Below are 21,897 nucleotides of genomic sequence, written 5' to 3' on the forward strand. Positions count from 1 at the left end.
CTCCTCGGTAGGCGGGTTGTTGCCGCTGGCGGGCGGCGGGGTCGGCAGGAAGAAGCCGGGGCTTCCTCCTCCCCCGCTGCCGCCACCACAGGCGGCCAGGACCAACGACGCGCCGATCAGCGCAACGACGACACGAAACTTCGAGGCAGGGCGCGGTGTGCGCATGGATTTGTCTCCGGCATGCAGCCTCGGTGGACTGCTTTTTGAATAGGCGGCCGGACGATAGATTCCGTGTGACTTAGGGTCAAATAAAATAACAAGGCCTATTCAATACAAAAAACATATGGATATACGCGCCCTGAGGTACTTCGTGGCCGTGGCCGGCACCGGCCACATGACGCGCGCCGCCGAGCAGCTGGGCATCCAGCAGCCGCCGCTGAGCCTGCAGATCAAGGCGCTGGAGCGCGAGCTGGGCGTGCTGCTGTTCAAGCGCCATCCGCGCGGCGTGGCGCTCACCGACGCCGGCCGGCTGTTCCAGGCCGAGGCGCTGCGCATGCTGCAGGACATGGAGGCCATGAAGCAGCGCATGGCGCGCGTGGCCCAGGGCCAGACCGGCACGCTCGCGGTCGGCTTCACCAGCTCGGCCGCGGCGCACCGCTTCATGCCCGAGGCACTGCGCGCCTTTCGCCGCGCGCACCCCGGCGTGGAACTGCAGCTGCGCGAGGACAACGCCGCCGAGCTCACCGAGGCGCTGGCCGCGGGCCGGCTGCACTGCGGCCTGCTGCGCGTGCCGGTGGCGCGGCCCGAGGGCCTGGTATTCGAGACGCTGCTGCGCGAGCCCGTGTGGGTCGCCATGCCGAGCGATCACCGCTTTGCGCCTGCCGCAAATGGCAAGAAGCCCGCGAAGCCGCTGCCGCTGTCGAAACTCTGCGAAGAGGGCATCATCCTCGTGCGCCGCCCGGGCGCGCCCGGCCTCTATGCCGAGCTGCTCGCGCTGTGCCACGCGCAGGGCCTGCGCCCGCGCGTGGTGGCCGAAGTCGATCGCATGATGACCAACCTGAACCTCGTGGCCGCGGGCGTCGGCCTGTCGGTGGTGCCGACCTCGATGACCGGCGTGCACGCGCACGCCATCGCCTACACGCGGCTGGCCGACGGCGGCCAGCTCGATGCGCCGCTCACGCTGGTGTCGCGCGCGGACGAAGACAACCTGCCGGCGCGGCACTTCGCGGCGCTGCTGCGCGGGCTGGCCGAGGGGAACGCTACCGCATGACCCTGCCGCTGCTGCGCCGCCATTTCCTGCAACGCATCGGCTTCGCGGCTGCGTGCGCGTTGCCGCACCTGTCGCACGCGGCCTCGTCACCCTGGCCTAGCCGCCCCGTGCGCCTGATCGTGGTCTACCCACCGGGCGGCGTGAGCGACGGCATGGCGCGCGCGCTGGCCGAACCGCTGGCGCAGTCGCTGGGCGTGCCGGTACTCATCGAGCACCGCGCCGGCGCGGGCGGCAGCCTGGGCATGGACGCGCTCGCACGCGCCACGCCCGACGGCCACACGCTGGCCTTTTCGGCCATCAGCCCGCTCACCCTGCACCCGCTGCTCGCGCGTGCGCCCTACGACCCGCTGCGCGCCTTCGTGCCCGTGGCCAGCGTCATGCGCACGCCGGTGCTGGTCGTCGGCACGCCAGCCTTCGCGGGCCGCGGCTTTGCAGAGCTGATCGCGCTGGCGCGCCGTCAGCCCGGCGCGGTGCGCTGGGCCACCTCGGGCGTGGCCACCATCGGCCACATGGTGCTGGCACAGGTGCGCCTACAAAGCCGCACCGACATCACGCACATCCCCTACCAGGGCGGCGGTCCGCAGCTCAACGACGCGCTCGGCGGGCAGTTCGAGGTGCTGTCGACCAACGTCGCGGCGCAGCAGCTGCAGTACATCGAGAGCGGCCGGCTGCAGGCGCTGGCGGTCGGCGCGCCCGCGCGCATCGAGGCACTGCCCGCGGTGCCCACGCTCGCGGAGCTGGGCTACGAGAAGGCGAACCGCGATTCGCTGTTCGGCATCTTCGCGCCGGCGCGCACACCGGCGGCGGTGGTGCAGCGCCTCAACGCCGAGATCAACCGCCTGCTGCAAGGCGACCCGCTGCGCGCGCGCCTGCGCGAGGCCTACAACCTGCCGGCCGGCGGGAGCATCGAGGACTTCGCGCAGGAGATTGCGGCAGACCGGCGGCGCAACCGCGCGCTGGTGGCGGGGGCGCGGGCGCAGTTCGACTGACGGTCAGCCTTGCGCGGCCCACAGCCGCGGATAGTCGCTCACGAACCCGTCCGCCGTAACGCCCAGCACCTCCGCATAGTCGAAGCGCTTAGCCTGGTACGCGTACGTGCTGTCGCTTCGCCGTTCATAGCGCTGCATCAGCTCGCTGAGCCCGCCGTCTTCGATGTCGACCCAGGCCGCCGGTGCGTCGGCGCTTTCGCCGGGCGCGAGGTTCAGGCGGCGCAGTTGCAGCAGGTTGGTGGCGGGGGTGAAGCCCAGGTCGAGGTCGACGCAGTGCGACATGTCGGACACGGCTTCGTCGTTGAGCTTCCAGTGGCCGCGCGCGTCGCGCGTGATCGACAGGTCGATGGCCGACTCACCGAGCCAGCCGCGCACCGTGCCCCACTGCGTGTGCCAGAGCAGGTCGCAGCGCACGCGGTAGTGCAGCTGGGCGATGCGCCCGCCCTCGGTGCGGAACACCGCCGCGCCGTCGAGCTGCCAGGCCGAGGCGTTGCGTTCGAGGCGACAGGCATCGTGGCCCGGTGCATCGAGCCTGCGCCAGAGGATGGAGGCGACGGTTTGCATATGGCGCGGATCATGGCACCGGCATGCCGCGGGGCGCAAGCGGCATCCCGCAAAATGCCCTGCATGTCGAAAGCCCTTTCCGCGTCGTTGTCTGCCCTTTTCACCCTCCTGACAGCCGGCGCGGGCCATGCGGCCACCGCACTGAAGGACGGCGACATCATCTTCCACACCTCGCGCTCGGCGCAAAGCCTGGCCGTGCAGCGCGCCACCGGCTCGCGCTACAGCCACATGGGCATCGTGCTGCTGCGGGAGGGCAAACCCTACGTGTTCGAGGCCGTCTCGACGGTGCGTTACACGCCGCTGGCGCAATGGACCGCGCGCGGCAACGGCGGGCGCTACGTGGTGAAGCGGCTGCGCGATGCCGACACGCGGCTCACGCCCGGCGCCGTGGCGCGCCTGCATGCGCGCACCTCGGACTTCGCGGGCCGCCCGTACGACCTGACCTTCGAATGGTCGGATTCGCGCATCTACTGCTCGGAACTGGTGTGGAAGCTCTACGACCGCGCGCTGGGCGTGCGCATCGGCGAGCTGCAGAAGATCCGCAGCTTCAACCTCGCCGACCCGGCCGTGCGCGCCAAGATGCGCGAGCGCTACGGCGACGCCGTGCCGATGGACGAACCGGTGATCTCGCCCGTGGCGATGTTCGACTCGCCGCTGCTGGTGACGGTCGAATCGCGCTGACGACCCGCTACTGCACCGCGGCCAGCACGCTGTCGAGAAACTGTTTCGCCGGCGTGCCGAAATCTTCAGGGATGTAGTCGCGCGAGAAGTCGCGCGCAAACGCCGCTTCGAGGTCCTCGTGCGAACCGAGGTAGTCGGCGATCTCGGCGCGCAGCGCGGCCAACTCGGCCTCGGTGCTCGACTCGCGGTACGAGGCCATGATCTCGGCGCCGGTTTCGCCGAAGAGGATGTCGGCGTCCTGGCCGAAGTAGACCTTGGTGAGGTGGTCGATCAGTTCGAATCGCATCGTGGGGTCGTGAGGAAAAATCAGAACGGATGGGCGGTGAGGATGTAGAACGGCTTGCCGTTGTACGTGCGCATGTTCAGCGTCACGCGCACCTTGGTGAGCTGGCTCACGGCGGTGCTGCCACGTTGCACGCCGATGCCGACCACGGTGCCGATGTCGTGCTCGAAGGCCACGGGCTTGGAGCCCACCGCCGCGGAGCGCGACCACGCGCGAATGGCCCGGGCATTGGCGCGCACCGTCTGGCTGATGGCCGACTCGGCGGTGGCCAGGTCGAAGAACGACGACGAGCGCTGCAGGCTGGGCTTCTTCGCGAAGCGGTCGAGCAGCTCCTGCGCCGACTTGCCCACGTGCTCGCGGATGGTGTGGCCGCCGGCCTTGGAACCGGCGATGCCCTCGTGCTCGATGAGCCGCACGGGCTCGAGCTTGAAGCGGCTCGCGCGCACCGCGATGACGCGCGATGCGGCCAGCCCGCCGGCCACGAAGAGCGGCACCGCCACGTCGACAGCGAGCCCCACCTGCGCGCCGGTTTCGGGCGAGGCGCCCAGCGCCTGCGCGGTGGCGTCGGCGGTGAGCGCGGTGGCGGTGCGCTGCGTCTGGCCAGTCCAGATCTGGCGCGCGGCCGTGGCGGTGACGTCGCTGCCGTGCGCGCCCAACACCACGCAGCCGACCTTGCTGGCCATGGTGGGCTCGGGCGCGACGCACAGCACGCCGGCGCCGACCAGTTCGATCACGCCGCCGATCAGCGCCGCCGTGCCCCAGAGCCGGTTGCTGAGGCTGGCCGACTCGGGCACGTCTTCGCCGCCGAGCACCGCCGCCATCTGCACCGGCGTCAGCGCGACCGACAGGCCGCCTTCCACCTCGTCGTCACCCATCGTGCATTCCTTTCCGTTCGCCACCTGCGTGGGGATTGAAATTCCGCCGCATTCTTGCACGCGACACGGGGGCGGGCGAACATGCCTGGAGAGCGAGACAATTGTCACCGTGAGTTTCCAGCCCGCGCCGCCCCCGGCCCCTCCGATCCGCCGCATTGCCCACCTCGACATGGACGCGTTCTACGCGTCCGTCGAGCTGCTGCGCTACCCGCAGCTCAAGGGGCTGCCGGTGGTCATCGGCGGGGGACGGCGCCGCGTCGACGAGGCGATCCGCGAACTGCCCGAAGGCGCCACGCTGGCCGACATTCCGATCGAGGCCTTTCCGCGCCTGAAGGACTACACGGGGCGCGGCGTGATCACCACCGCCACCTACCCCGCGCGGCAGTTCGGCATCGGCTCGGCCATGGGGCTCATGAAGGCCGCCAAGCTGTGCCCGCAGGCGCTGATCCTGCCGGTCGATTTCGACGAGTACCGGCGCTTCTCGCGCACCTTCAAGCAGGTGATCCTGGACATTGCACCGCTCATGGAAGACCGCGGCGTGGACGAGGTGTACATCGACTTCACCGACGTGCCCGGCGGCCAGCGCGACGGCGGGCGCTCGCTGGCGCGGCTGATCCAGAAATCGATCTTCGACGCCACGGGCCTGACGTGCTCGATCGGCGTGGCGCCCAACAAGCTCATCGCCAAGATGGCCAGCGAGTTCGAGAAGCCCAACGGCATCTCGGTGGTCTACGCGCACGACCTCGAAAGCCGCATCTGGCCCCTGCCCTGCCGCAAGGTGAACGGCATCGGCCCGAAGGCCGACGAGAAGCTCAAGCGCTTCGGCATCGAGACCGTGGGCCAGCTGGCGGCACGCGAGCGCGGCTGGCTCATCGACACCTTCGGCAAAGCCACCGGCGCGTGGATGCACGAGGTGGCCTGGGGCCGCGACAACCGCCCCGTGGTGACCGAGAGCGAGCCCGTGTCGATGAGCCGCGAGACCACCTTCGAGCGCGACCTGCACGCCGTGCGCGACCGCGCCGAGCTGGGCGCGATCTTCACGCACCTGTGCGAGAAGCTGGCCGAAGACCTGCAGCGCAAGGGCTACGTGGGCAAGACCATCGGCATCAAGCTGCGCTACGACGACTTCAGGATCGCCACGCGCGACCAGACCATCGACCGCTTCACCGACGACGGCAAGACCATCCGCCAGGTCGGCGGGCAGTGCCTCAAGCGCGTGCCGCTGGAGCGCCCGCTGCGCCTCTTGGGCGTGCGCGTGGGCGCGCTGACCAAGGCCGGCAGCCCCGAGGCGCTGGCACCCGCGGGCAACGCCCGCAGCGCGGCGCCGGTGGCGACCACTGCCTCGCTCTTCTGATCGCCCCGACGATGATCCGACGCTGGCTGCTGCGCATCGCCTTCACCCTGCTGGGGCTGCTGCTCGCCATCACGCTGTACGTGGCGGTGGCCTGCGCGCTGGTCTTCTTGCCGGCGAACGCGAAACCACCGGCCGAGCCTGCGACCGTCGAGGCCTGGGTGCTGAGCAACGGCGTGCACACCGACCTGGTGTTTCCGGTCCGCTCGGCCACGATCGACTGGCTGCAGCTCTTTCCCTTGTCCGACTTCAAGGCGCCGCCGCCCGATGCCGAGTTCGTCGCCATCGGCTGGGGCGACCGCGAGTTCTACCTGCACACGCCGACCTGGGGCGACCTGACGGCCGCACGCGCCTTCGGGGCGCTGTCGGGCGGCAACCGCTCACTGCTGCACGTGACCTACTTGCAGCGCGCACAGCTGCGGCGCGGGGCCTACAAGCTGCCGCTCTCGCAGGCGCAGTACGCGCAGCTCGTGGCCTACGTGCGCGCCACGCTGCCTTCAGGCCGTGCGACGCCGATCGCGGGCGCGCACTACGCGAACGACGATGCGTTCTACGAAGCCCAGGGCAGCTACCACCTGTTCGAGACGTGCAACACCTGGACCGGCCGCGGCCTGCGCCATGCCGGCGTCACGGTGAGCCGCTGGACGCCCTTCGACTTCAACGTGACGTGGCATCTGCAGCCGGTGCTGCAGCCCTGACGATCTTCAGGGCTTGGGCACGCCCGCCGACCACGCAGGCCAGTTCTTCACGATGTGGTCGACCACGCGCGTGCCCACCAGCGCGATGTTCTCCACCGTCTCGGCAAAGCCGCCCGCCGTCTCGCCCGGTGCCGGGTCCAGGTGCTGCAGCGTGCTTTCCTTCGGGTGGCCCTGGTCGAAGTTGACCGCCCCGCGCAGGCTCATCACGCGGTCGGTGCCGTGGGTGCGCTTGATCACGAGGGTGATGGCGGCGGCTTCCATTTCGGTGATGACGTAGTCGTCGGCGCCATACAGCTTGGCGATGTACTGCGCCTGCTTCGACATGCCGGGGCCGTGGAAGAAGGTGTCGCCCGTCATGTGCGTGCCAGTGCCCACGAAGGGGGCGCGGCGCGCGGCGGCATCGGGGTAGCGCAGGCGGTACTTGCGCGCCGATTCCGCGTCCTTGAGCGGCGTGTCGGCCGACAGCTTCATGGCCCAGCCGACGAGGTCGGGGTTGAGCTTGAAGCGGCGGTACTCCTCGTAGCCCTTGCGCGGCATGAAGGTGGGTTCGCCGGGCTTGTTCTCTTCGGGGGCCCAGCGGTGGCCGAGGTCGTAGTCGACCAGCCAGGTGGCCCAGCTCACCTCGCCGATGGTGCCGCGCTGGGGCGGCGTGCCGGCCACGCCGGAGATCACGTAGTAGGCCTGCGAGAAGTCGAACTTCGGGTTCAGCAGGATGGCCTGCATCGACGACGACGAGTTGACCTTGCCCATGCCCAGCACCGCGCCGCACACGCCGTCGGCGTTGCAGTACACGGGCTGCAGCGCGCCGGGCACGGCCACGGGCGTCGCGCTCTTCCAGTAGCGCTCGTACCAGTGCTGGAACTCGCCGGCGCGGTCGCCGGTGTTCTGGCCGATCTCGAACATGGCGGCCACGAACACCTTCACCTTGACGGGGGCGCCGGCGGGGGCGGCGGCAGCAGCAACGCGCGTGTCGGCCGTGGGCGAGGTGGAGGCACAGGCCGTAGCGAGCAGCACGGCGCCGCACAGCGCCAGGCCGCGGCTGCCCAGGGAGAAGCGACGGGAGTTCAGGAGGGACATGGGTGGAATCCGAAGAGAAGGAAGGAAAGGAAAGCGCGCCTCGGCAACAGCGTGCGGCGTCCTACACCGCACGATTGTCGATGCTGGCACAAGCGCGATGACATGCCTTCGATGCAAACCCCATGCCGGCCCGCGCCGGCTGCCACCTCAGCACTGGCCGGCGGACTGGTCTACGTGAACCCCGGCATGCCGGGCATCCGCCGGCTGAAGTGGGGCGACGGCTTTCGCTACCGCGACGCGCACGGCCGCTGGCTGCGCGACGCCGACGCGCTCGCGCGCATCCGCAGCCTGGCCATTCCGCCGGCCTACACCGAGGTGTGGATCTGCCCGCTGCCGCAGGGCCACCTGCAGGCCACGGGCCTGGACGCGCGCGGGCGCACGCAGTACCGCTACCACCCCGACTGGCGTGCGCTGCAGGACGGCACCAAGTTCGAGCGCCTCGCGGCCTTCGGGCGCGCCCTGCCCCGTTTGCGCGCCCGCGTGGCGCGCGACCTGCGCGCCGGCACCAAGACACCTGGGCGCGCGCAGGTGATCGCCACGCTGGTGCGCCTGCTCGACACCACGCTGCTGCGCGTGGGCAACGAGGCCTACGCGAGCAGCAACGGCTCGTTCGGCCTCACCACGCTGCGCAACCGCCACGCGGCGGTGCAGGGCTCGGCGCTGCGGCTGCGCTTTCGCGGCAAGAGCGGCGTGGCGCACGAGGCCCGCATCGACGACCCGCGCGTGGCCCGCGTGGTGCGCCAGTGCCAGCAGCTGCCGGGGCAGGCGCTGTTCCAGTACACGGACGAAGCGGGCGAGGTGCGCGGCGTGTCGTCCAACGACGTGAACGACTACATCGCCGACGCCACCGACACAGGCAAGGGCGAAGGCGAGCGCTTCACCGCCAAGGACTTCCGCACCTGGCACGGCACGGTGCAGGCGCTGGAACTCACGCGGCTGGCTTGTGCCTGGGAGGGCGAGCGCCGCCCCGGCGCCAGGGACATCCTCGCGGCCGTGGCGCGGCAGCTCGGCAACACGCCGGCGGTCTGCAAGAAAGCCTACGTGCACCCGGCCGTGCTGGCGCTGGGCGAGGCGCTGGCGTGCAAGGACGACACGGCGGCGACGGGCACTTTGCTGGAGAAGATCGCGGCCCGTGCCGCGACGGCCGGCCCGGCGCGCGGCCTGGTGGCGGCGGAGCGGCGATTGCTCGCCTTCCTGCGGACGACTCAGCCTGCGGCGAGGGCGAAGCGCACGGTGTCGGCGTCGAGCAGCACGGCGTAGCCGAGGTCTTCGGCCAGGTTCTGCAGCGCCACGGTGTCGATGGCCAGCGCGCGCGGCGCGCGGTGGGCGTCGAGCACCGCGTTCGCGCCGCCAGCCTCGCGCACCCGGGCGTGCAGGCGCAGCGCGTCGGTGCCGTCGGGCTCGATGCGGATGGTGCCGGCCTCGTCCGCGCCGTCGTGCAGGTAGCCCAGCGCGCCCAGGAACAGGTAGCGCAGCGCGGCGGCATTGGGCCAGCGCGGCTCGTCGTCCTGCGGGGTGGCGAGCGCGTCGTCGACCTCGAGCGCCACGCCGTGCAGGTCGAAAGCCGAGCGCATCAGCGTCATGCACTGCGCCACCAGCGCACTGCGCGTGATGCCGTCGTCGGTGGTGGCCAGCTCCCAGTCGCGCAGCGAGCGGATCGCGGCCACCAGCTCGGACACCTGGCTGTCGATGAGGTTCACCCGCTCCTCGCAGGCCGCGGGGTCGACGGGGTCGGCCGCCACCTGGCGCTTGAGCATCAGCACCGCCATGCGGATCACCGAGACGGGCGCCGTCATGTCGTGCCGCAGCGCCGGCAGGGCGCGCGTGAGCAGCTCGTGGCGCACGCCGGCCGCAATCCAGCTGCGGGCGCTGGGAGACGACTTCATCGCGGCGCAGCGGCCCGCAAGGGCGCGCGGCCCGTGGGACGAGAGGCGGCAGGGAGCACGGTCAAGGCAGGATTCCTGAAGGCGGGAACAAGGCCACGAGTATCGGCCCCGCTCCGCGCCGCGGCTGTAGGAGCCTGCCTACGCGCGCCCTGCCCGCCGGGCCGCACCTGCAGCGCGCGCTCAGGGTTTGCCGAGGTAGGTGCGCACGTCCTTCACCTCGACCCCGGCGGCCGCGACGGCCGAGCGCAGCTGCGCCTCGGTCACGCCCAGCGTCTGGGTCCAGTAGCGAACCTCGTGGAGTTCGTTGACATTGATGCGGGCCGCATCCTGCGGTCCGCGCTTGCTCAGGTCATCGGCCATGGCGTGGATTCCTTTTTGAAGGCCCCACGATGCGGCCTGCACGGCGCATCGGCTGGCGGACAGCAGCGCGGCTCCTTGCAGGATAAGTCCGAGAGCGCGTTGCAGATGTCCGGAAGCAGCGGGCCGGCGCCACGCGGCACACCTATCGTCGCCGCTCCTTCACTTCATCCCCGCACATCCCATGACCCCCGAGCAGAACAAGCGCGCCGTCGTCGACGCCTGGAAGGCCTTCGCCAGCCGCGACCCGCAGCGCGTGCGCGCCGCCTTCACCGACGACGCCGAATGGCTGGCGCCCAAGGACAACGCCACCGGCGTGGCCCTGGGTTTCACCGACCACATGATCGGGCCGGACACGATCGTTCGCTTCCTGGTCGAGGAGTTTCCGAAGCTGTTCGTGGCCGATGTCTCGGTGGACTTCACCCACCTGCTCTGCGAAGGCGACACCGTGGTGCTGGAGATGCGCCTGCAGGCCACGCTCGCCAACGGCCGGCACTACGACAACGACTACTGCTTCATCCTCGCGCTGCGCGAGGGCCGCATCGCCCGCATGCGCGAGTACATGGACACGCAGAAGGGCCGCCGCAGCGTCATCGGCGACCTTCCTCAGGATCTCAGGGCAGCCGGGCCCTCGATTGCAGTTCCCGCTTGAGCAGCTTGCCGTTGGCCGTGGTCGGCATCGCGTCGATCACCTCGATGCGCGCGGGTCGCTTGTAGGGCGAGAGGTGCTCGGCCAGGTGCGCGCGCAGCGCCGCCTCGTCGAGCGACGCGCCCGGATTCAGCTCGACGAAGGCGACGATCTGCTCGTTGCCGTCGGCCTCGGGCACGCCGACCACGGCGCACAGGTGCACGCCCGCGAAACGGCCGATCACCGCCTCGACCTCGGCCGGGTACACGTTGAAGCCCGAGCGGATGATCATTTCCTTGAGCCGCCCCACCACGAACAGCGCACCGTCTGCATCGAAGCGACCGAGGTCGCCGGTGGCGTACCAGCCGCCCGGGCGCATCACCTGCGCGGTGGCGGGCGCGTCGCGGAAGTAGCCCAGCATCAGGCCCGGGCCGCGCAGCCAGATCTCGCCGGTGTCGCCGGATGCCGCTTCAGTGCCTTCGGGCGTGACGATGCGCCCCTCGCCGCCCTCGACCACGTAGCCCGCCGAGGTGTCGGCACGCGGCGCCTCGGTGCGCGTGAGGAACACCGAGCCCGCGTACTCCGACAGGCCGTAGCCGTAGTGCAGCGGCTGGCCGAACCGCCGCTCCACGCGCTGCTTGAGCGCCGGGTCGAGCGGCGCGGAGCCGGTGTACACGTAGCGCAAATTCGGAAAGCGCGGCGCCAGCTGCTGCGCCTCGATGTGCGCCAGCAGCCGCGCGTACATGGTCGGCGGCCCGAGCAGGTTCGACACCTGCCCGTGCGCCAGCGCTTCGAGCATGTCGGCCGGCGAGAAGCTGGCGCGCAGCACCAGCGCGGCCCCGCCCGTGAGGGCGGCCATCAGCACGGTGCCGATGCCGAAGATGTGGGTCATGGGCAGGAAGGCGTAGACGCGGTCGCGCGTGTCGAGCGCACGCACCGCCGCCGACACGCGGCCGAAGTGCAGCAGCCCGCGGTGCGACACCATCACGCCCTTGGGCGTGCCCGAGGTGCCCGAGGTGAAGATGATCGCGGCGGCATCGGCCAGCGCCGGGTCGGGCTCGGGGCGGGCCTCGGCGCGCGCGGCGGTGAACATCACGCCGGGCAGCGTGGCCGGCACGGCCGACGCGCGCTGCGCGTGCGTGCGCGCCGCGTCGGACGCATCGGTGGTGAAGCAGCACAGCCGCGCATCCGCGCGCTCGGCGATGGCCGCGATCTCGCCCGGCGACATGCGCGCGTTGACGCCGCACGACCACGCGCCCACGCGGCTGCAGGCCAGCAGCAGCGCGATGTGGGCGGCGCAGTTCTCGGCCACCAGCAGCACGCGATCGGTCGGCCGCACGCCGGCGGCGAGCAGGTCGTTCGCGGCGGTCTCGACCATGGCCTGCAGCGCGCCATAGGTGGTGGTCCCATCCAGTTCGTGGAGGAACACCGCGTCCGGCGTGCGGGCCGCGCGTTCTTCGAGCAGGTGATGAATGCGGGGTTGCATCGGCTATTCCGCCTCGATGCCCTTGGAGGCGCTGGCCCACAGCTTGCGGTCCGACACGCCCTTGGTCGCCAGCACCTCCGGCGCGCCCGCCCAGACCTCGTAGCCCTGCTCGCGCAGGCGGTGCGCGATGTCTTCGCGCGCCAGCATCTTCTGCGCCGCGGCGTTCACGCGCGCCACCAGCGCCGGGTCCATGCGCGCCGGGCCGTACAGGCCGAACCAGCCGCCCACGTCGTAGCCGGGCACGCCCGACTCGATCATGGTCGGCACGTCGGGCAGCATGCGGTTGCGCTGGCGCGAGGTGACGGCCAGCGCGCGCAGCTTGCCCGACTGGATGAAGGGCCGCGAGGTGGCGATGATGTCGAACATCATCGGCACGGTGCCGGCCATCACATCGGCCAGCGCCGGGGCGCTGCCCTTGTACGGCACGTGCGTGAGCTGCACGCCGCTCATCTTCTCGAGCAGCGCGCCGCTCAGGTGGTTCGACGCACCCACGCCCGCCGAGCCGTAGAACAGCTTGCCGGGCTTGGCCTTGGCATAGGCCAGCAGCTCGCCCACGTTGCGCACCGGCAGGTCGTTGTTGACCACCAGCACGTTGGTGTAGTCGACCAGCGGCGCAAGGGGCGTGAGGTCCTTCATCGGATCGAAGGGCATGCTGCGCTGCACGTTCGGGTTGATGGTGATGGTCGGGCTCGCGCCGAAGAACAGCATCGCGCCGTCGGGTGGCGCCTTGGCGACCGCGTTGCCGCCGAGCGAGCCGGCGGCACCGGGCCGGTTGTCGACGATCACCTGCGTGCCCAGCTCCTGGCCCAGCGCGGGCGCGAGCAGGCGCGCGGCGCCGTCGACCGGCCCGCCGGCCGAATAGCCGACCACCAGCTTGATGAGCGGCGGCAGCGGCTGCTGCGCGAAGGCGCGGTGCGGCAGTGCGGCCAGCGCCGCGCCGCCCGCCAGCGCGGCCATGAGCTGGCGGCGCGAAAGAAAGTCGAGGGATTGCATGAGCGTTGTCTCCAGTTGTGTATGTCTTTGGCGGCTCACATCGCTCAGGCCGGCAGGTCGAGCACCTGTCGCGCGAGGATGTTGCGCTGGATCTCGTTTGTGCCGCCGTAGATCATGGCGGCGGTGGAGCCGATGAGCGGCGAGAGCACGTTGAAGCTCTGGCCGTCGAGCACCTGGTCGCCCGCGACCGCGCCCTGCTCTTCGCCGGCCTCGACCAGCAAGGCGCCGATGCGGTGGTAGGTCTCGCTGGCCCAGATCTTCAGCAGCGACACCGACGCGGGCAGCGGTTTGCCCGCGCGCACGATGTCGGCAAAGCCCGTGTAGGCGGCCGACAGGTCGAGCACGTCGAGCCGCAGCGCCGCGAAGCGTTGTGCGAACACCGGGTCGGCGAACAGGCGCCGCGCCTGCCCGAGCCGCGCCAGCTGGCCCAGCGCGTACTGCGACTGCTTGGGGCTGCCCAGGAAGATGCGCTCGAAGCCCAGCAGCGCCTTCGCGATGGTCCAGCCGCCGTGCAGCCGGCCCACGAGCTGGTCGGCCGGCACGCGCACGTTGTCGAAGAACACCTCGCAGAACTCGGGCTCGCCCGCCAGCGTGTGGATCGGCCGCACCGTGACGCCCGGCGTGCGCAGGTCGCACAACAGGAAGCTGATGCCCTCCTGCTTGCGCGCGCCCTTGTCGGTGCGCACGAGCATGAAGATGTGGTTCGCATCCTGCGCGAGCGTGGTCCAGATCTTCTGGCCGTTGACGACGAAGTGATCGCCCTGCGCATCGTGCCCGGCCACCGCCTCGGTGCGCAGGCCGGCCAGGTCGGAGCCGGCATTGGGCTCCGAGTAGCCCTGGCACCACACGTGCTCGCCGCTGAGGATGCGCGGCAGAAAGCGCTGCTGCTGTTCGGGCGTGCCGTGCTGGATCAGCAGCGGCCCGATCATCACGATGCCCTGGTCGGGCGCGCGCGCCACGCCGTGCTGCTCCAGTTCCTCGATCCAGGCGATGAGCTTGTCCGCCGGCAGGCCCATGCCGCCGTGCGACTGCGGCCAGGCCGGCGCGATCCAGCCCTGCGCCGAGAGTGTGAGGTACCACTCGCGAACCTCGCTCCAGCGCGCGCGGTGCGACAGGTAGCGCAGCTGCGCCGGATAGCGCTGCTGCAAGAAGCCGCGCACCATGCGGCGGAACTCGGCCTCAGGCATGGCGGACCAGTCGGTGGTGCGCGCGAGGAACTCGCCGTTCCAGGCTGCAGCACTGCTCGCAGCAGCTTCAGCTTCGCCAGTCAGCGCGGCATGCCGGCGCTGGTGCGCCGTGGCATTGCCCAGCCACGCCGACAGGCACAGCACGCGCTTGTAGAACAGGCTCAGGTCGCATTCCTGCGTGTAGCCGATGGCCCCGTGCAGCTGCACCGCCGCGCGCGACGCCTGCAGCGCGGCAGCGGTGCAACGCGCGTTGACGCGGCTGGCCTCGGCTTCGAGCCGGTCAGAAGGCAAGGTGCCGTCGCTTGCCAGTGCCAGCACCTCGTTGAGCGTGGCCTGCGCCACCTCGAGGTGGATGAACATGTCGACGCTGCGGTGCTGCAGCGCCTGGAAGCTGCCGATGGGCTTGCCGAACTGCGAGCGCGTGCGCAGGTAGGCCAGGGTCTGCGCCAACATCGCCTGCCCTGCGCCGAGCAGCTCCGCGGCCTGCAAGATCTGTCCGGCCGCGAGCGCCTGGCGCAACGCCTCCTGCGCGGCCGGCCCGCTGGCCAGCACGGCGTCGGCCGGCAGCACGACCTCTTCGAAGCGAAGGTTGGCTGCCTGGCTGCCATCGACCAGCGGCACGATCGTCTCGCTCACGCCGGCTGTGCCGCGCGGCACCCACAGCAGCACGGCGTCGTCCTCGCCGCGCGCCGACACCAGCCAGCCGCTGGCGGCGGCGCCGGGCAGCACCATGAGCTTGTCGCCCTGCAGCAGCACGCCGCCCCCATGACCCGCGCGCGCCTCGCAGCCGCAGGCCAGCGGCACGGCGCTGAGGTCGCCCGCGCTTTCCTGCCAGGCCAGCGCGGGCAGGCTGCGGCCTGCCACGAGGTCGGCCAGCAGGGCACGCGCGGCAGGCGTGTCGAGCCGTGCCAGCAGCAGCGCGCTCAGGCCCGCCACTGCCAGCAGCGGCTCGGGCGCCGCGTGCTCGCCAGCCGCGCGCAGGATTTCCGCGGCGCCGTCGAGCCCCAGCGCCAGGCCGCCGGCCGCTTCGGGCGCCAGCATGCCGGGCCAGCCGAGCGCGGCGATGTCGCCCCAGCCATTGGCCTCGTCGGCCTGCGGGTGTTCGGTGCGGGCGCGGCGTCGCGCGGTGGCGCCGCTGCGGGTGAAGTAGTCGAGCGCCGCTTCGCGCACGGCCAGGAGTGAGTCGGAATCCATCGCGCTGTCTGCCTTTTCTTTTCCGTTGCAATGACGAGTCGCAGCGTGCCCGAAGACCTCGCCGGCGGGCATTCGCGATTGCGGAAGGGAGGGTTTCGCAATCACTGAGCGCCTGCGGGCGCGCGCGGGGATAGATTTGCGGCCATGACAAAGATCAAGAAATCCCTGCACACCGACCTCGGCCACAGCACGCCCGACAAGATCACCGTGCGCGGGCGCGACCTGCCCTCGGAGATCCTCGGCCACCTGAACCTGGGCGACATGGCCTTCCTGGAGCTGACGGGCCGCATCCCGACGCCGCAGGAATCCGTGACCTTCAACGCCATCGTCGTCACGCTGGTGGAGCACGGCGTCACGCCGAGCGCACTGGCCGCGCGGCTCACCTACGCCGGCGCACCCGAAGCGCTGCAGGCCGCCGTGGCCGCCGGCCTGTGCGGGCTGGGCACCGTGTTCGTGGGCAGCACCGAGGGCGCCGCGAAGATGCTGTACGAGGCCATTCCCTTCGGCGAGAAGCCCACCCGCCCGCTGGCCGACATGGCGAAGGACATCGTGGCCGACCACCGCGCGCGCAAGATCATCGTGCCGGGGCTGGGCCATCCGCTGCACAAGCCGATCGACCCGCGCACGCCGCGCCTGTTCCAGATCGCGGCCGAGAACGGCTTGTCGAGCCACTACGTCGCGCTGATGCAGGCCGTGCAGGAGGAGGCCGAGCGCGTGTCGGGCAAGTCGCTGCCGATCAACGCCACGGGCGCCATCGGCGCCATTGCGGCCGAGTTCGGCTTTCCGTGGAAGATCATCCGCGGCTTCGGCGTGATGGCGCGCGCCATCGGCCTCGTGGGCCACATCCTCGAAGAGATCGACGACCCGATGGCCATCGAGATCTGGCAACGCGTCGAGAAAGAAGCGGGCGGCCCCCGCCAGGACTGAACACGATGATCGCTACCGACAACCGTTTCCCCGACATCCGCGACGCCGTGCGCGACCTGTGCGCGCAGTTTCCCAACGAGTACTTCCGCAAGGTCGACGAGGCGCGCGGCTACCCCGCCGAGTTCGTGGACGCACTCACCAAGGCCGGCTGGATGGCCGCCCTGATCCCGCAGGAGTACGGCGGCTCGGGCCTGGGCCTGACCGAAGCCTCGGTGATCATGGAAGAGATCAACCGCTGCGGCGGCAACTCGGGCGCCTGCCACGGCCAGATGTACAACATGGGCACGCTGCTGCGCCACGGCAGCGAGGCGCAGAAGCGCCAGTACCTGCCGAAGATCGCCAGCGGCGAGCTGCGCCTGCAGTCGATGGGCGTGACCGAGCCGACCACCGGCACCGACACCACGAAGATCAAGACCACCGCCGTGAAGAAGGGCGACCGCTATGTCGTCAACGGACAGAAGGTGTGGATCTCGCGCATCCAGCATTCGGACCTGATGATTTTGCTGGCGCGCACCACGCCGCTGGCGGACGTGAAGAAGAAGTCGGAAGGCATGTCGATCTTCATCGTCGACCTGCGCGACGCCATCGGCAAGGGCATGACGGTGCGCCCGATTCTCAACATGGTGAACCATGAGACCAACGAGCTGTTCTTCGAGAACCTCGAGATCCCGGCGGAGAACCTCATCGGCGAGGAAGGCCAGGGCTTCAAGTACATCCTCGATGGCCTGAACGCCGAGCGCACGCTGATCGCGGCCGAGTGCATCGGCGACGGCTACTGGTTCATCGACAAGGTGACGGCCTACACGAAGGACCGCGTGGTGTTCGGCCGCCCCATCGGGCAGAACCAGGGCGTGCAGTTTCCGATTGCCGAAGCCTTCATCGAGACCGAGGCCGCGAACCTGATGCGCTACGAGGCCTGCCGCCTGTTCGACGCGCGCCAGCCTTGCGGCGCGCAGGCCAACATGGCGAAGTACCTCGCGGCCAAGGCGAGCTGGGAGGCGGCCAACGCCTGCCTGCAGTTCCACGGCGGCTTCGGCTTTGCATGCGAATACGACATCGAGCGCAAGTTCCGCGAGACGCGGCTGTACCAGGTGGCGCCGATCTCGACCAACCTCATCCTGAGCTACGTGGCGGAGCACATGCTCGGCCTGCCACGCTCGTTCTGAAGGACTGCACATGAACGCCATCGATCACCCCAGCAAGGTGCTCGCCACCTTCGCGGCCGAGCTGAAGTTCGCCGACATCCCCGCGCCCGTGCTGCGCCGCACCGAAGACCTGATGCTCGACTGGCTCGGCTCGGTGCTCGCGGCCCGCACCGCGAGGCCGATACGCAGCATCGAGCGCTTCGCGCAAATGATGGGCCCCGCTGAAGGCCCGAGCGAAATCCTCACCTCACGGCACACCAGCTCGCCGCTGTTCGCGGCGATGGTCAACGCGGCGGCCTCGCACTACGTGGAGCAGGACGACGTGCACAACGGCTCGGTGTTCCACCCGGCCGCCGTGGTCATCGCACCCGCACTGGCGGTGGCACAGAGCCTCGGTGCCAGCGGCGCGCAGCTGCTGACAGCCGTGGTCGCGGGCTACGAGGTGGGCATCCGCGTCGGCGAGTTCCTCGGCCGGTCGCACTACCGCACCTTCCACACCACCGCGACGGCGGGCACGCTCGCGGCAGCCGCGGCGGTGGGCCGCCTGTTGGAGCTGTCGCCGCAGCAGATGCTGCATGCCTTCGGCTCGGCCGGCACGCAGTCGGCCGGTGTGTGGGAGTTCCTGCGCGACGCGGCCGATTCGAAGCAGCTGCACTGCGCGCACGCAGCGGCCAGCGGGTTGATGTCGGCCTACCTCGCGCAGGACGGCTTCACGGGCGCGGCCAGGATCCTCGAAGGCGCGCAGGGGCTGGGCGTGGGCATGTCGAGCGACGCCGACCCGGCCAAGCTCACCGACGGCCTGGGCACGCGCTGGACGCTGGCCGAGACCTCGTTCAAGTACCACGCCTCCTGCCGCCACACGCACCCGGCCGCCGACGCGCTGCTGCAGGTGATGGAACAGAACAAGCTCCAACCGGCCGACGTGTCCCAGGTCACGACCCATGTGCACCAGGGCGCCATCGACGTGCTGGGCCGCGTGACGGTGCCCGCCACGGTGCACCAGGGCAAGTTCTCGATGGGCACGGTGCTGGGCCTCATCGCCGTGCACGGCCGCGCGGGCCTGGGCGAGTTCGACCGCGACTTTCTCTCGCCCGAGGTCTCGGCCTTCCGCGAGAAGGTGACGATGGCGCTGGACGACGAGGTCGACACCGCCTACCCCGCGCGCTGGATCGGCAAGGTCAGCGTGCACACGGCCGATGGCCGCACGCTGGCCGGCCGCGTCGACGAACCCAAGGGCGACCCCGGCAACAGCCTGAGCCGCGCCGAGATCGAGGACAAGATGCAGCGCCTGGCGCACTACGGCGAAGGCGCGACGGCCGACGAAGCGAAGGCGCTGTGCGAGCGCGTCTGGCAGCTGGCCGGCACGGCCCGCGTGGGGCGCTGGCTGGCCTGACGGGGTTCAGGCGAACAGCCGGCCCTGCCCCGGCGAGCGCGCATCGAGCCCGGCGGTGCGCACGAGGTCCCAGAAGCCCGCGGGCGAGCTGGACACCACGGGCACCTGCAGGCGCGCCTCGACCTCGCGCACCGCATCGAGCGTGACGAGGCCGCCGCACGAGATCAGGAGGCCGTCGGCGCCGGGCTGGTCTTCGAACACCTTCAGGCACAGGTCGACCAGCACCTCGGTCGACACCTGGCCCACGGCCTGCACGTCGGAGATGGCCAGGCCTTCGAGTGCGAGCGGTTCGAAGTCGCTCTGTTCGAGGTAGGTGCGCAGCTGCGTGTTGACCTCGTCGATGTAGGCGGTGGCGACGGCCACGCGCCGCACTTTCAGGTGGCGCAGGCCCGCAAGGATGGCGTCGCTCATCGTCGTGCAGGGCAGGCCCGTGGCCTGTTCCATCTCGCGCTTCAGCTGGCGGGTGAAGGCGAGGCCGCGAAAGAAGCTCAGCGAGGTGCCCATGAGGGAGACGGCGCTCGCGCCCTCTTCCTTCAGCGCCAGCGCCTTGCCGATGACCGAGTCGATCACCTCGGTGTAGCCGCGCGTGGAGATTTCGCCGAGGCCCAGGCCCTTGGCGCTGAAGCGGATGCGGTCGCCGTAGAGCAGCGGGCCGTCGACCGGCACGGCGCCGGCTGCGGGCGGAACGATGAGGCCGAGATGGGGCTGTTGTGTCACCTCAGTTGCCCTCCGCCACGATGCGCTGGTCCGTGATGATGCGTTTCCATCGCGTCGTTTCCTCCGCCATGTCCTTGCCCAGCTGCGCCGGCGTGGCGTAGGCGCGCAGCGTGCCCTGCGCGGCGGCGGCCGTGCCCGTCTCGGGCATGTCGAGCACGGTTTTCACGGCGGCCGAGAGCTTGTCGACCACGTCGTTGGGCGTGCCCGCCGGCGCGAGCAGGAAGATACGCGGCGCGACGTCGAAGCCCGGCAGCGCCTCGGCCAGCGGCGCGACGCTTTCGGCGCCTTCGAGCTTGGCGTTGTTCAGCAGCGCCAGCGCGCGCAGCTTGCCGGCCTTCGACTGCGCCATGGCGGCGGTGGCGCTCACCACGCCCAGCGGCACCTGGCCGCCGACCACGTCGGGCACGATCTGCGCCGCGCCGCGGTAGGGCACATGCACCACGAACGCGCCGGTGGATTGCTTGAGCATCTCGAAGCCCAGGTGCTGCACGGTGCCCACGCCCGACGACGCGTAGGAGTAGCGGCCCGGATGCGCCTTGAGTTCCTTGACGAGTTCGGCGGGCGTCTTGGCGGGAAAGTCGTTGCCCGCGACGATCATCAGCGGCGACACGAAGGCACCGGCCACGGGCTTGAAGCTGGTCAGCGGATCGATCGCGATCTTCGGCTGCAACAGCTTGGCGATGAGCAAGGCGCTGTCGCCCATCATCAGCGTGTAGCCGTCGGGCGGCGCCTTGGCGACGAGGTCGGCCGCGATGAGGCCGGTGGCGCCGGTGCGGTTTTCGACCAGCACCTGCTGGCCCAGCACGGCGGGCAGGCGCGCGCTGAGCATGCGCGCGACCGCGTCGACGCCGCCGCCGGCCGAGTAGCCGACGACGATGCGGATGGGCTTGTCGGGAAACTTCTGCGCCCACGCGGCGGGTGCGGCGGCCAGCAGGCCGGCCAGGGCCAGCGCGGCCTGCAGGGCATGCCGGCGCGATGGCCGCATGGCGTCTGTTCTTCTGTCGTTCATCTTGTCTCCGTGGTGGTCGGGATGCGCCGGCCGTCTGCGCGGCCTGGTCGTGGTCGGAAGTGTCGTCGGGTGGCGCTCAGGCCTTGCCTTTCCCGTGCGAGGTCGGCAGCTTCGCGAGCTCGCGCACGCGCTCGGCGTTGGGCGTGAAGCCCAGCCCCGGTGCCTCGGGCAGCGTGAGCCAGCCCTGGTCGGGCACGGGCAGGCCGTCGAAGATCTGCTTGAGCATCTGCACCGCGACGTAGTGGTACTCGACCAGCCCGCCGTTGGACACGCCCGCGTGCAGGTGCATGTTGTGGAAGGGCCAGGCGCCGCCGTTGTCGATGGGCACGTTGAAGGCCGCGGCCATGCCCGCGATCTTCAGGCACTGCGAGTAGCCGCCCGAGATGGTCACGTTGGGCTGCAGCACGTCGGCCGCCTGGTTCACCAGCAGGTCGCGAAAGCGAAAGGCCAGGCCCTCGTTCTGACCGCAGGCCAGCGGAATGCGCGTGCGCGCGCGCAGCTGGGCCATCTGGCGCACGTCGTTCTGCGTGAGCGGCTCCTCGAAGAAGCTGATGCCGTAGGGCTCGATGCGGTGCGCGAGTTCGGTGGCATGGAACAGGTCGAGGCCGCAGTTGGCATCGACGTACAGCTTGACGTCGGGGCCCACGGCCTCGCGCACGGCGGCCACGCGGCGCACGTCCTCGGCAATGACCTCGTCGAGCGGACGCGGCTCGTCGCGGCGCGCGAGTGCGTGGTTGCCCACGGTCATCTTCAGGCGCTGGAAGCCCTGCGACACCCACAGCTTGGCGGCGGCAGCGAGCTGGTCGCGCTCGAAGAAGCCGAAGCCGAAGGTGGCGTACACCGGCACCTTGGCGCGCGCGCCGCCGAACAGGCGCCACAGCGGCTGGCCCAGCGCCTTGCCCTTCAGGTCCCACAGCGCGATGTCGAGCGCGGCGATGGTGTGGCTCGCGTAGCCGGTCTGGCCGCGCGGCGAGAGCAGCCAGTAGAGCTTCTCCCACAGCCGCTCGGTGGCCATCGGGTCTTCGCCGATCAGCGCGGGGCCGGCCACTTCGCGCACGGCGGCGGCAATGATTTCCTCTTCGGTGATGGCCGTCATGCCGTGGCCGACGAGGCCGGTGTCGGTCTCGATCTCGGTGAGGCACAACGACAGCGAGGTCTGCTTGTTCAGGCCGACCACGTCGATGGTCACGGGGATGTTCAGCGGCGTGGCGCTGACGCGGATGATCTTCAAGGGTGTCTCCTTTGGT

Annotated in this window: 22 protein-coding genes; 10 read left to right on the forward strand and 12 right to left on the reverse strand. The window is 70.5% G+C overall.

Annotated features, from left to right (window positions below; translation table 11 throughout):
* Window positions 1–283: 283 nt before the first annotated feature.
* Entirely contained in the window at window positions 284–1,210 is a 927-nt protein-coding gene (locus AC07Y4_RS27855; RefSeq protein WP_495275418.1) for a LysR family transcriptional regulator, read from the forward strand.
* Window positions 1,207–2,199, forward strand: coding sequence for a Bug family tripartite tricarboxylate transporter substrate binding protein (locus tag AC07Y4_RS27860; RefSeq protein ID WP_495275419.1), 993 nt, complete (start codon window positions 1,207–1,209; stop codon window positions 2,197–2,199). The genes AC07Y4_RS27855 and AC07Y4_RS27860 overlap by 4 nt, the downstream gene beginning before the upstream one ends.
* A 3-nt stretch (window positions 2,200–2,202) precedes the next feature.
* Here AC07Y4_RS27860 and AC07Y4_RS27865 read toward each other — a convergent pair whose 3' ends face one another.
* Window positions 2,203–2,763: a putative glycolipid-binding domain-containing protein gene (locus AC07Y4_RS27865; RefSeq protein ID WP_495275420.1), complete on the reverse strand. Its 561-nt coding sequence runs from the start codon at window positions 2,761–2,763 to the stop codon at window positions 2,203–2,205.
* A gap of 87 nt (window positions 2,764–2,850) precedes the next feature.
* Between AC07Y4_RS27865 and AC07Y4_RS27870 the strand changes: the two genes are divergently transcribed.
* Complete coding sequence (locus tag AC07Y4_RS27870; protein ID WP_495275421.1) at window positions 2,851–3,444, forward strand: YiiX family permuted papain-like enzyme; 594 nt, start codon at window positions 2,851–2,853, stop codon at window positions 3,442–3,444.
* Window positions 3,445–3,451: 7 nt separating this feature from the next.
* On the opposite strand, the gene AC07Y4_RS27875 is transcribed toward AC07Y4_RS27870, so the two are convergent.
* Entirely contained in the window at window positions 3,452–3,730 is a 279-nt protein-coding gene (locus tag AC07Y4_RS27875) for a contact-dependent growth inhibition system immunity protein (protein ID WP_070062176.1), read from the reverse strand.
* Between the two features lie 20 nt (window positions 3,731–3,750).
* On the reverse strand, window positions 3,751–4,602 hold the full coding sequence (locus tag AC07Y4_RS27880) for an RNase A-like domain-containing protein (RefSeq protein WP_062477997.1): 852 nt from the start codon (window positions 4,600–4,602) through the stop codon (window positions 3,751–3,753).
* A 169-nt stretch (window positions 4,603–4,771) separates the two neighbouring features.
* On the opposite strand from AC07Y4_RS27880, the gene dinB reads away from it, so the two are divergent.
* Both dinB and AC07Y4_RS27890 read left to right on the forward strand, forming a co-directional pair.
* Window positions 4,772–5,956, forward strand: a complete 1,185-nt coding sequence (gene dinB / locus AC07Y4_RS27885) for a DNA polymerase IV (protein WP_495275436.1) — start codon at window positions 4,772–4,774, stop codon at window positions 5,954–5,956.
* 11 nt (window positions 5,957–5,967) lie between these two features.
* The gene (locus tag AC07Y4_RS27890; protein WP_495275422.1) at window positions 5,968–6,651 is read left to right on the forward strand and encodes a TIGR02117 family protein; all 684 of its coding nucleotides are present in this window, start codon (window positions 5,968–5,970) and stop codon (window positions 6,649–6,651) included.
* A gap of 6 nt (window positions 6,652–6,657) precedes the next feature.
* Here AC07Y4_RS27890 and AC07Y4_RS27895 read toward each other — a convergent pair whose 3' ends face one another.
* Window positions 6,658–7,728, reverse strand: coding sequence for a purine-nucleoside phosphorylase (locus AC07Y4_RS27895; protein ID WP_495275423.1), 1,071 nt, complete (start codon window positions 7,726–7,728; stop codon window positions 6,658–6,660).
* 111 nt (window positions 7,729–7,839) lie between these two features.
* Here AC07Y4_RS27895 and AC07Y4_RS27900 point away from each other — a divergent pair, with 111 nt between their 5' ends.
* Window positions 7,840–8,988, forward strand: coding sequence for a DNA topoisomerase IB (locus tag AC07Y4_RS27900; RefSeq protein ID WP_495275424.1), 1,149 nt, complete (start codon window positions 7,840–7,842; stop codon window positions 8,986–8,988).
* On the opposite strand, the gene AC07Y4_RS27905 is transcribed toward AC07Y4_RS27900, so the two are convergent.
* Both AC07Y4_RS27905 and AC07Y4_RS27910 read right to left on the reverse strand, forming a co-directional pair.
* Window positions 8,934–9,614 (reverse strand): hypothetical protein, encoded by a 681-nt coding sequence (locus tag AC07Y4_RS27905; RefSeq protein WP_495275425.1) that lies wholly within the window; start codon window positions 9,612–9,614, stop codon window positions 8,934–8,936. The genes AC07Y4_RS27900 and AC07Y4_RS27905 overlap by 55 nt on opposite strands.
* A gap of 180 nt (window positions 9,615–9,794) precedes the next feature.
* A complete protein-coding gene (locus tag AC07Y4_RS27910; RefSeq protein ID WP_062477985.1) occupies window positions 9,795–9,974 on the reverse strand; it encodes a DUF3606 domain-containing protein in 180 nt (59 codons plus the stop codon).
* Window positions 9,975–10,155: 181 nt separating this feature from the next.
* Here AC07Y4_RS27910 and AC07Y4_RS27915 point away from each other — a divergent pair, with 181 nt between their 5' ends.
* The gene (locus AC07Y4_RS27915) at window positions 10,156–10,623 is read left to right on the forward strand and encodes a nuclear transport factor 2 family protein (protein WP_495275426.1); all 468 of its coding nucleotides are present in this window, start codon (window positions 10,156–10,158) and stop codon (window positions 10,621–10,623) included.
* Here AC07Y4_RS27915 and AC07Y4_RS27920 read toward each other — a convergent pair.
* Genes AC07Y4_RS27920 through AC07Y4_RS27930 form a run of 3 tightly spaced genes read right to left on the reverse strand, consistent with a single transcriptional unit; the run spans window position 10,586 to window position 15,459 of the window.
* Window positions 10,586–12,085 carry a class I adenylate-forming enzyme family protein gene (locus AC07Y4_RS27920; RefSeq protein ID WP_495275427.1) on the reverse strand — a complete coding sequence of 500 codons (1,500 nt, stop codon included), beginning with the start codon at window positions 12,083–12,085 and terminating at the stop codon, window positions 10,586–10,588. The genes AC07Y4_RS27915 and AC07Y4_RS27920 overlap by 38 nt on opposite strands.
* A gap of 3 nt (window positions 12,086–12,088) precedes the next feature.
* Entirely contained in the window at window positions 12,089–13,078 is a 990-nt protein-coding gene (locus AC07Y4_RS27925; RefSeq protein ID WP_159273133.1) for a Bug family tripartite tricarboxylate transporter substrate binding protein, read from the reverse strand.
* A gap of 44 nt (window positions 13,079–13,122) precedes the next feature.
* Window positions 13,123–15,459 carry an acyl-CoA dehydrogenase family protein gene (locus AC07Y4_RS27930; RefSeq protein WP_495275428.1) on the reverse strand — a complete coding sequence of 779 codons (2,337 nt, stop codon included), beginning with the start codon at window positions 15,457–15,459 and terminating at the stop codon, window positions 13,123–13,125.
* A 144-nt stretch (window positions 15,460–15,603) separates the two neighbouring features.
* Here AC07Y4_RS27930 and AC07Y4_RS27935 point away from each other — a divergent pair, with 144 nt between their 5' ends.
* Genes AC07Y4_RS27935 through AC07Y4_RS27945 form a run of 3 tightly spaced genes read left to right on the forward strand, consistent with a single transcriptional unit; the run spans window position 15,604 to window position 18,924 of the window.
* Window positions 15,604–16,386 carry a citryl-CoA lyase gene (locus AC07Y4_RS27935; protein WP_159275562.1) on the forward strand — a complete coding sequence of 261 codons (783 nt, stop codon included), beginning with the start codon at window positions 15,604–15,606 and terminating at the stop codon, window positions 16,384–16,386.
* A gap of 5 nt (window positions 16,387–16,391) precedes the next feature.
* The gene (locus AC07Y4_RS27940) at window positions 16,392–17,552 is read left to right on the forward strand and encodes an acyl-CoA dehydrogenase family protein (RefSeq protein ID WP_495275429.1); all 1,161 of its coding nucleotides are present in this window, start codon (window positions 16,392–16,394) and stop codon (window positions 17,550–17,552) included.
* A gap of 10 nt (window positions 17,553–17,562) precedes the next feature.
* The gene (locus tag AC07Y4_RS27945; protein ID WP_495275430.1) at window positions 17,563–18,924 is read left to right on the forward strand and encodes an MmgE/PrpD family protein; all 1,362 of its coding nucleotides are present in this window, start codon (window positions 17,563–17,565) and stop codon (window positions 18,922–18,924) included.
* Between the two features lie 6 nt (window positions 18,925–18,930).
* Here AC07Y4_RS27945 and AC07Y4_RS27950 read toward each other — a convergent pair whose 3' ends face one another.
* From AC07Y4_RS27950 to AC07Y4_RS27960, 3 genes are all read right to left on the reverse strand, one after another.
* The gene (locus AC07Y4_RS27950) at window positions 18,931–19,641 is read right to left on the reverse strand and encodes an arylmalonate decarboxylase (protein WP_495275431.1); all 711 of its coding nucleotides are present in this window, start codon (window positions 19,639–19,641) and stop codon (window positions 18,931–18,933) included.
* A 1-nt stretch (window position 19,642) separates the two neighbouring features.
* Complete coding sequence (locus AC07Y4_RS27955) at window positions 19,643–20,650, reverse strand: Bug family tripartite tricarboxylate transporter substrate binding protein (RefSeq protein WP_070062162.1); 1,008 nt, start codon at window positions 20,648–20,650, stop codon at window positions 19,643–19,645.
* Between the two features lie 76 nt (window positions 20,651–20,726).
* Window positions 20,727–21,881: a mandelate racemase/muconate lactonizing enzyme family protein gene (locus AC07Y4_RS27960; protein WP_070062161.1), complete on the reverse strand. Its 1,155-nt coding sequence runs from the start codon at window positions 21,879–21,881 to the stop codon at window positions 20,727–20,729.
* Window positions 21,882–21,897 lie beyond the last annotated feature (16 nt).

Source organism: Variovorax sp. GW460-12-1-14-LB1 (assembly GCF_059423605.1).

Bases quoted from the DNA above. Each gene is read 5' to 3' on its own strand.
- AC07Y4_RS27905 (WP_495275425.1), bottom strand. From the start codon at position 9,614: ATGAAGTCGTCTCCCAGCGCCCGCAGCTGGATTGCGGCCGGCGTGCGC.
- AC07Y4_RS27945 (WP_495275430.1), top strand. From the start codon at position 17,563: ATGAACGCCATCGATCACCCCAGCAAGGTGCTCGCCACCTTCGCGGCC.
- AC07Y4_RS27880 (WP_062477997.1), bottom strand. From the start codon at position 4,602: ATGGGTGACGACGAGGTGGAAGGCGGCCTGTCGGTCGCGCTGACGCCG.
- AC07Y4_RS27865 (WP_495275420.1), bottom strand. From the start codon at position 2,763: ATGCAAACCGTCGCCTCCATCCTCTGGCGCAGGCTCGATGCACCGGGC.
- AC07Y4_RS27855 (WP_495275418.1), top strand. From the start codon at position 284: ATGGATATACGCGCCCTGAGGTACTTCGTGGCCGTGGCCGGCACCGGC.
- AC07Y4_RS27895 (WP_495275423.1), bottom strand. From the start codon at position 7,728: ATGTCCCTCCTGAACTCCCGTCGCTTCTCCCTGGGCAGCCGCGGCCTG.
- AC07Y4_RS27930 (WP_495275428.1), bottom strand. From the start codon at position 15,459: ATGGATTCCGACTCACTCCTGGCCGTGCGCGAAGCGGCGCTCGACTAC.
- AC07Y4_RS27920 (WP_495275427.1), bottom strand. From the start codon at position 12,085: ATGCAACCCCGCATTCATCACCTGCTCGAAGAACGCGCGGCCCGCACG.
- AC07Y4_RS27935 (WP_159275562.1), top strand. From the start codon at position 15,604: ATGACAAAGATCAAGAAATCCCTGCACACCGACCTCGGCCACAGCACG.
- dinB (WP_495275436.1), top strand. From the start codon at position 4,772: ATGGACGCGTTCTACGCGTCCGTCGAGCTGCTGCGCTACCCGCAGCTC.
- AC07Y4_RS27915 (WP_495275426.1), top strand. From the start codon at position 10,156: ATGACCCCCGAGCAGAACAAGCGCGCCGTCGTCGACGCCTGGAAGGCC.
- AC07Y4_RS27940 (WP_495275429.1), top strand. From the start codon at position 16,392: ATGATCGCTACCGACAACCGTTTCCCCGACATCCGCGACGCCGTGCGC.
- AC07Y4_RS27910 (WP_062477985.1), bottom strand. From the start codon at position 9,974: ATGGCCGATGACCTGAGCAAGCGCGGACCGCAGGATGCGGCCCGCATC.
- AC07Y4_RS27875 (WP_070062176.1), bottom strand. From the start codon at position 3,730: ATGCGATTCGAACTGATCGACCACCTCACCAAGGTCTACTTCGGCCAG.
- AC07Y4_RS27890 (WP_495275422.1), top strand. From the start codon at position 5,968: ATGATCCGACGCTGGCTGCTGCGCATCGCCTTCACCCTGCTGGGGCTG.
- AC07Y4_RS27900 (WP_495275424.1), top strand. From the start codon at position 7,840: ATGCAAACCCCATGCCGGCCCGCGCCGGCTGCCACCTCAGCACTGGCC.
- AC07Y4_RS27955 (WP_070062162.1), bottom strand. From the start codon at position 20,650: ATGAACGACAGAAGAACAGACGCCATGCGGCCATCGCGCCGGCATGCC.
- AC07Y4_RS27925 (WP_159273133.1), bottom strand. From the start codon at position 13,078: ATGCAATCCCTCGACTTTCTTTCGCGCCGCCAGCTCATGGCCGCGCTG.
- AC07Y4_RS27860 (WP_495275419.1), top strand. From the start codon at position 1,207: ATGACCCTGCCGCTGCTGCGCCGCCATTTCCTGCAACGCATCGGCTTC.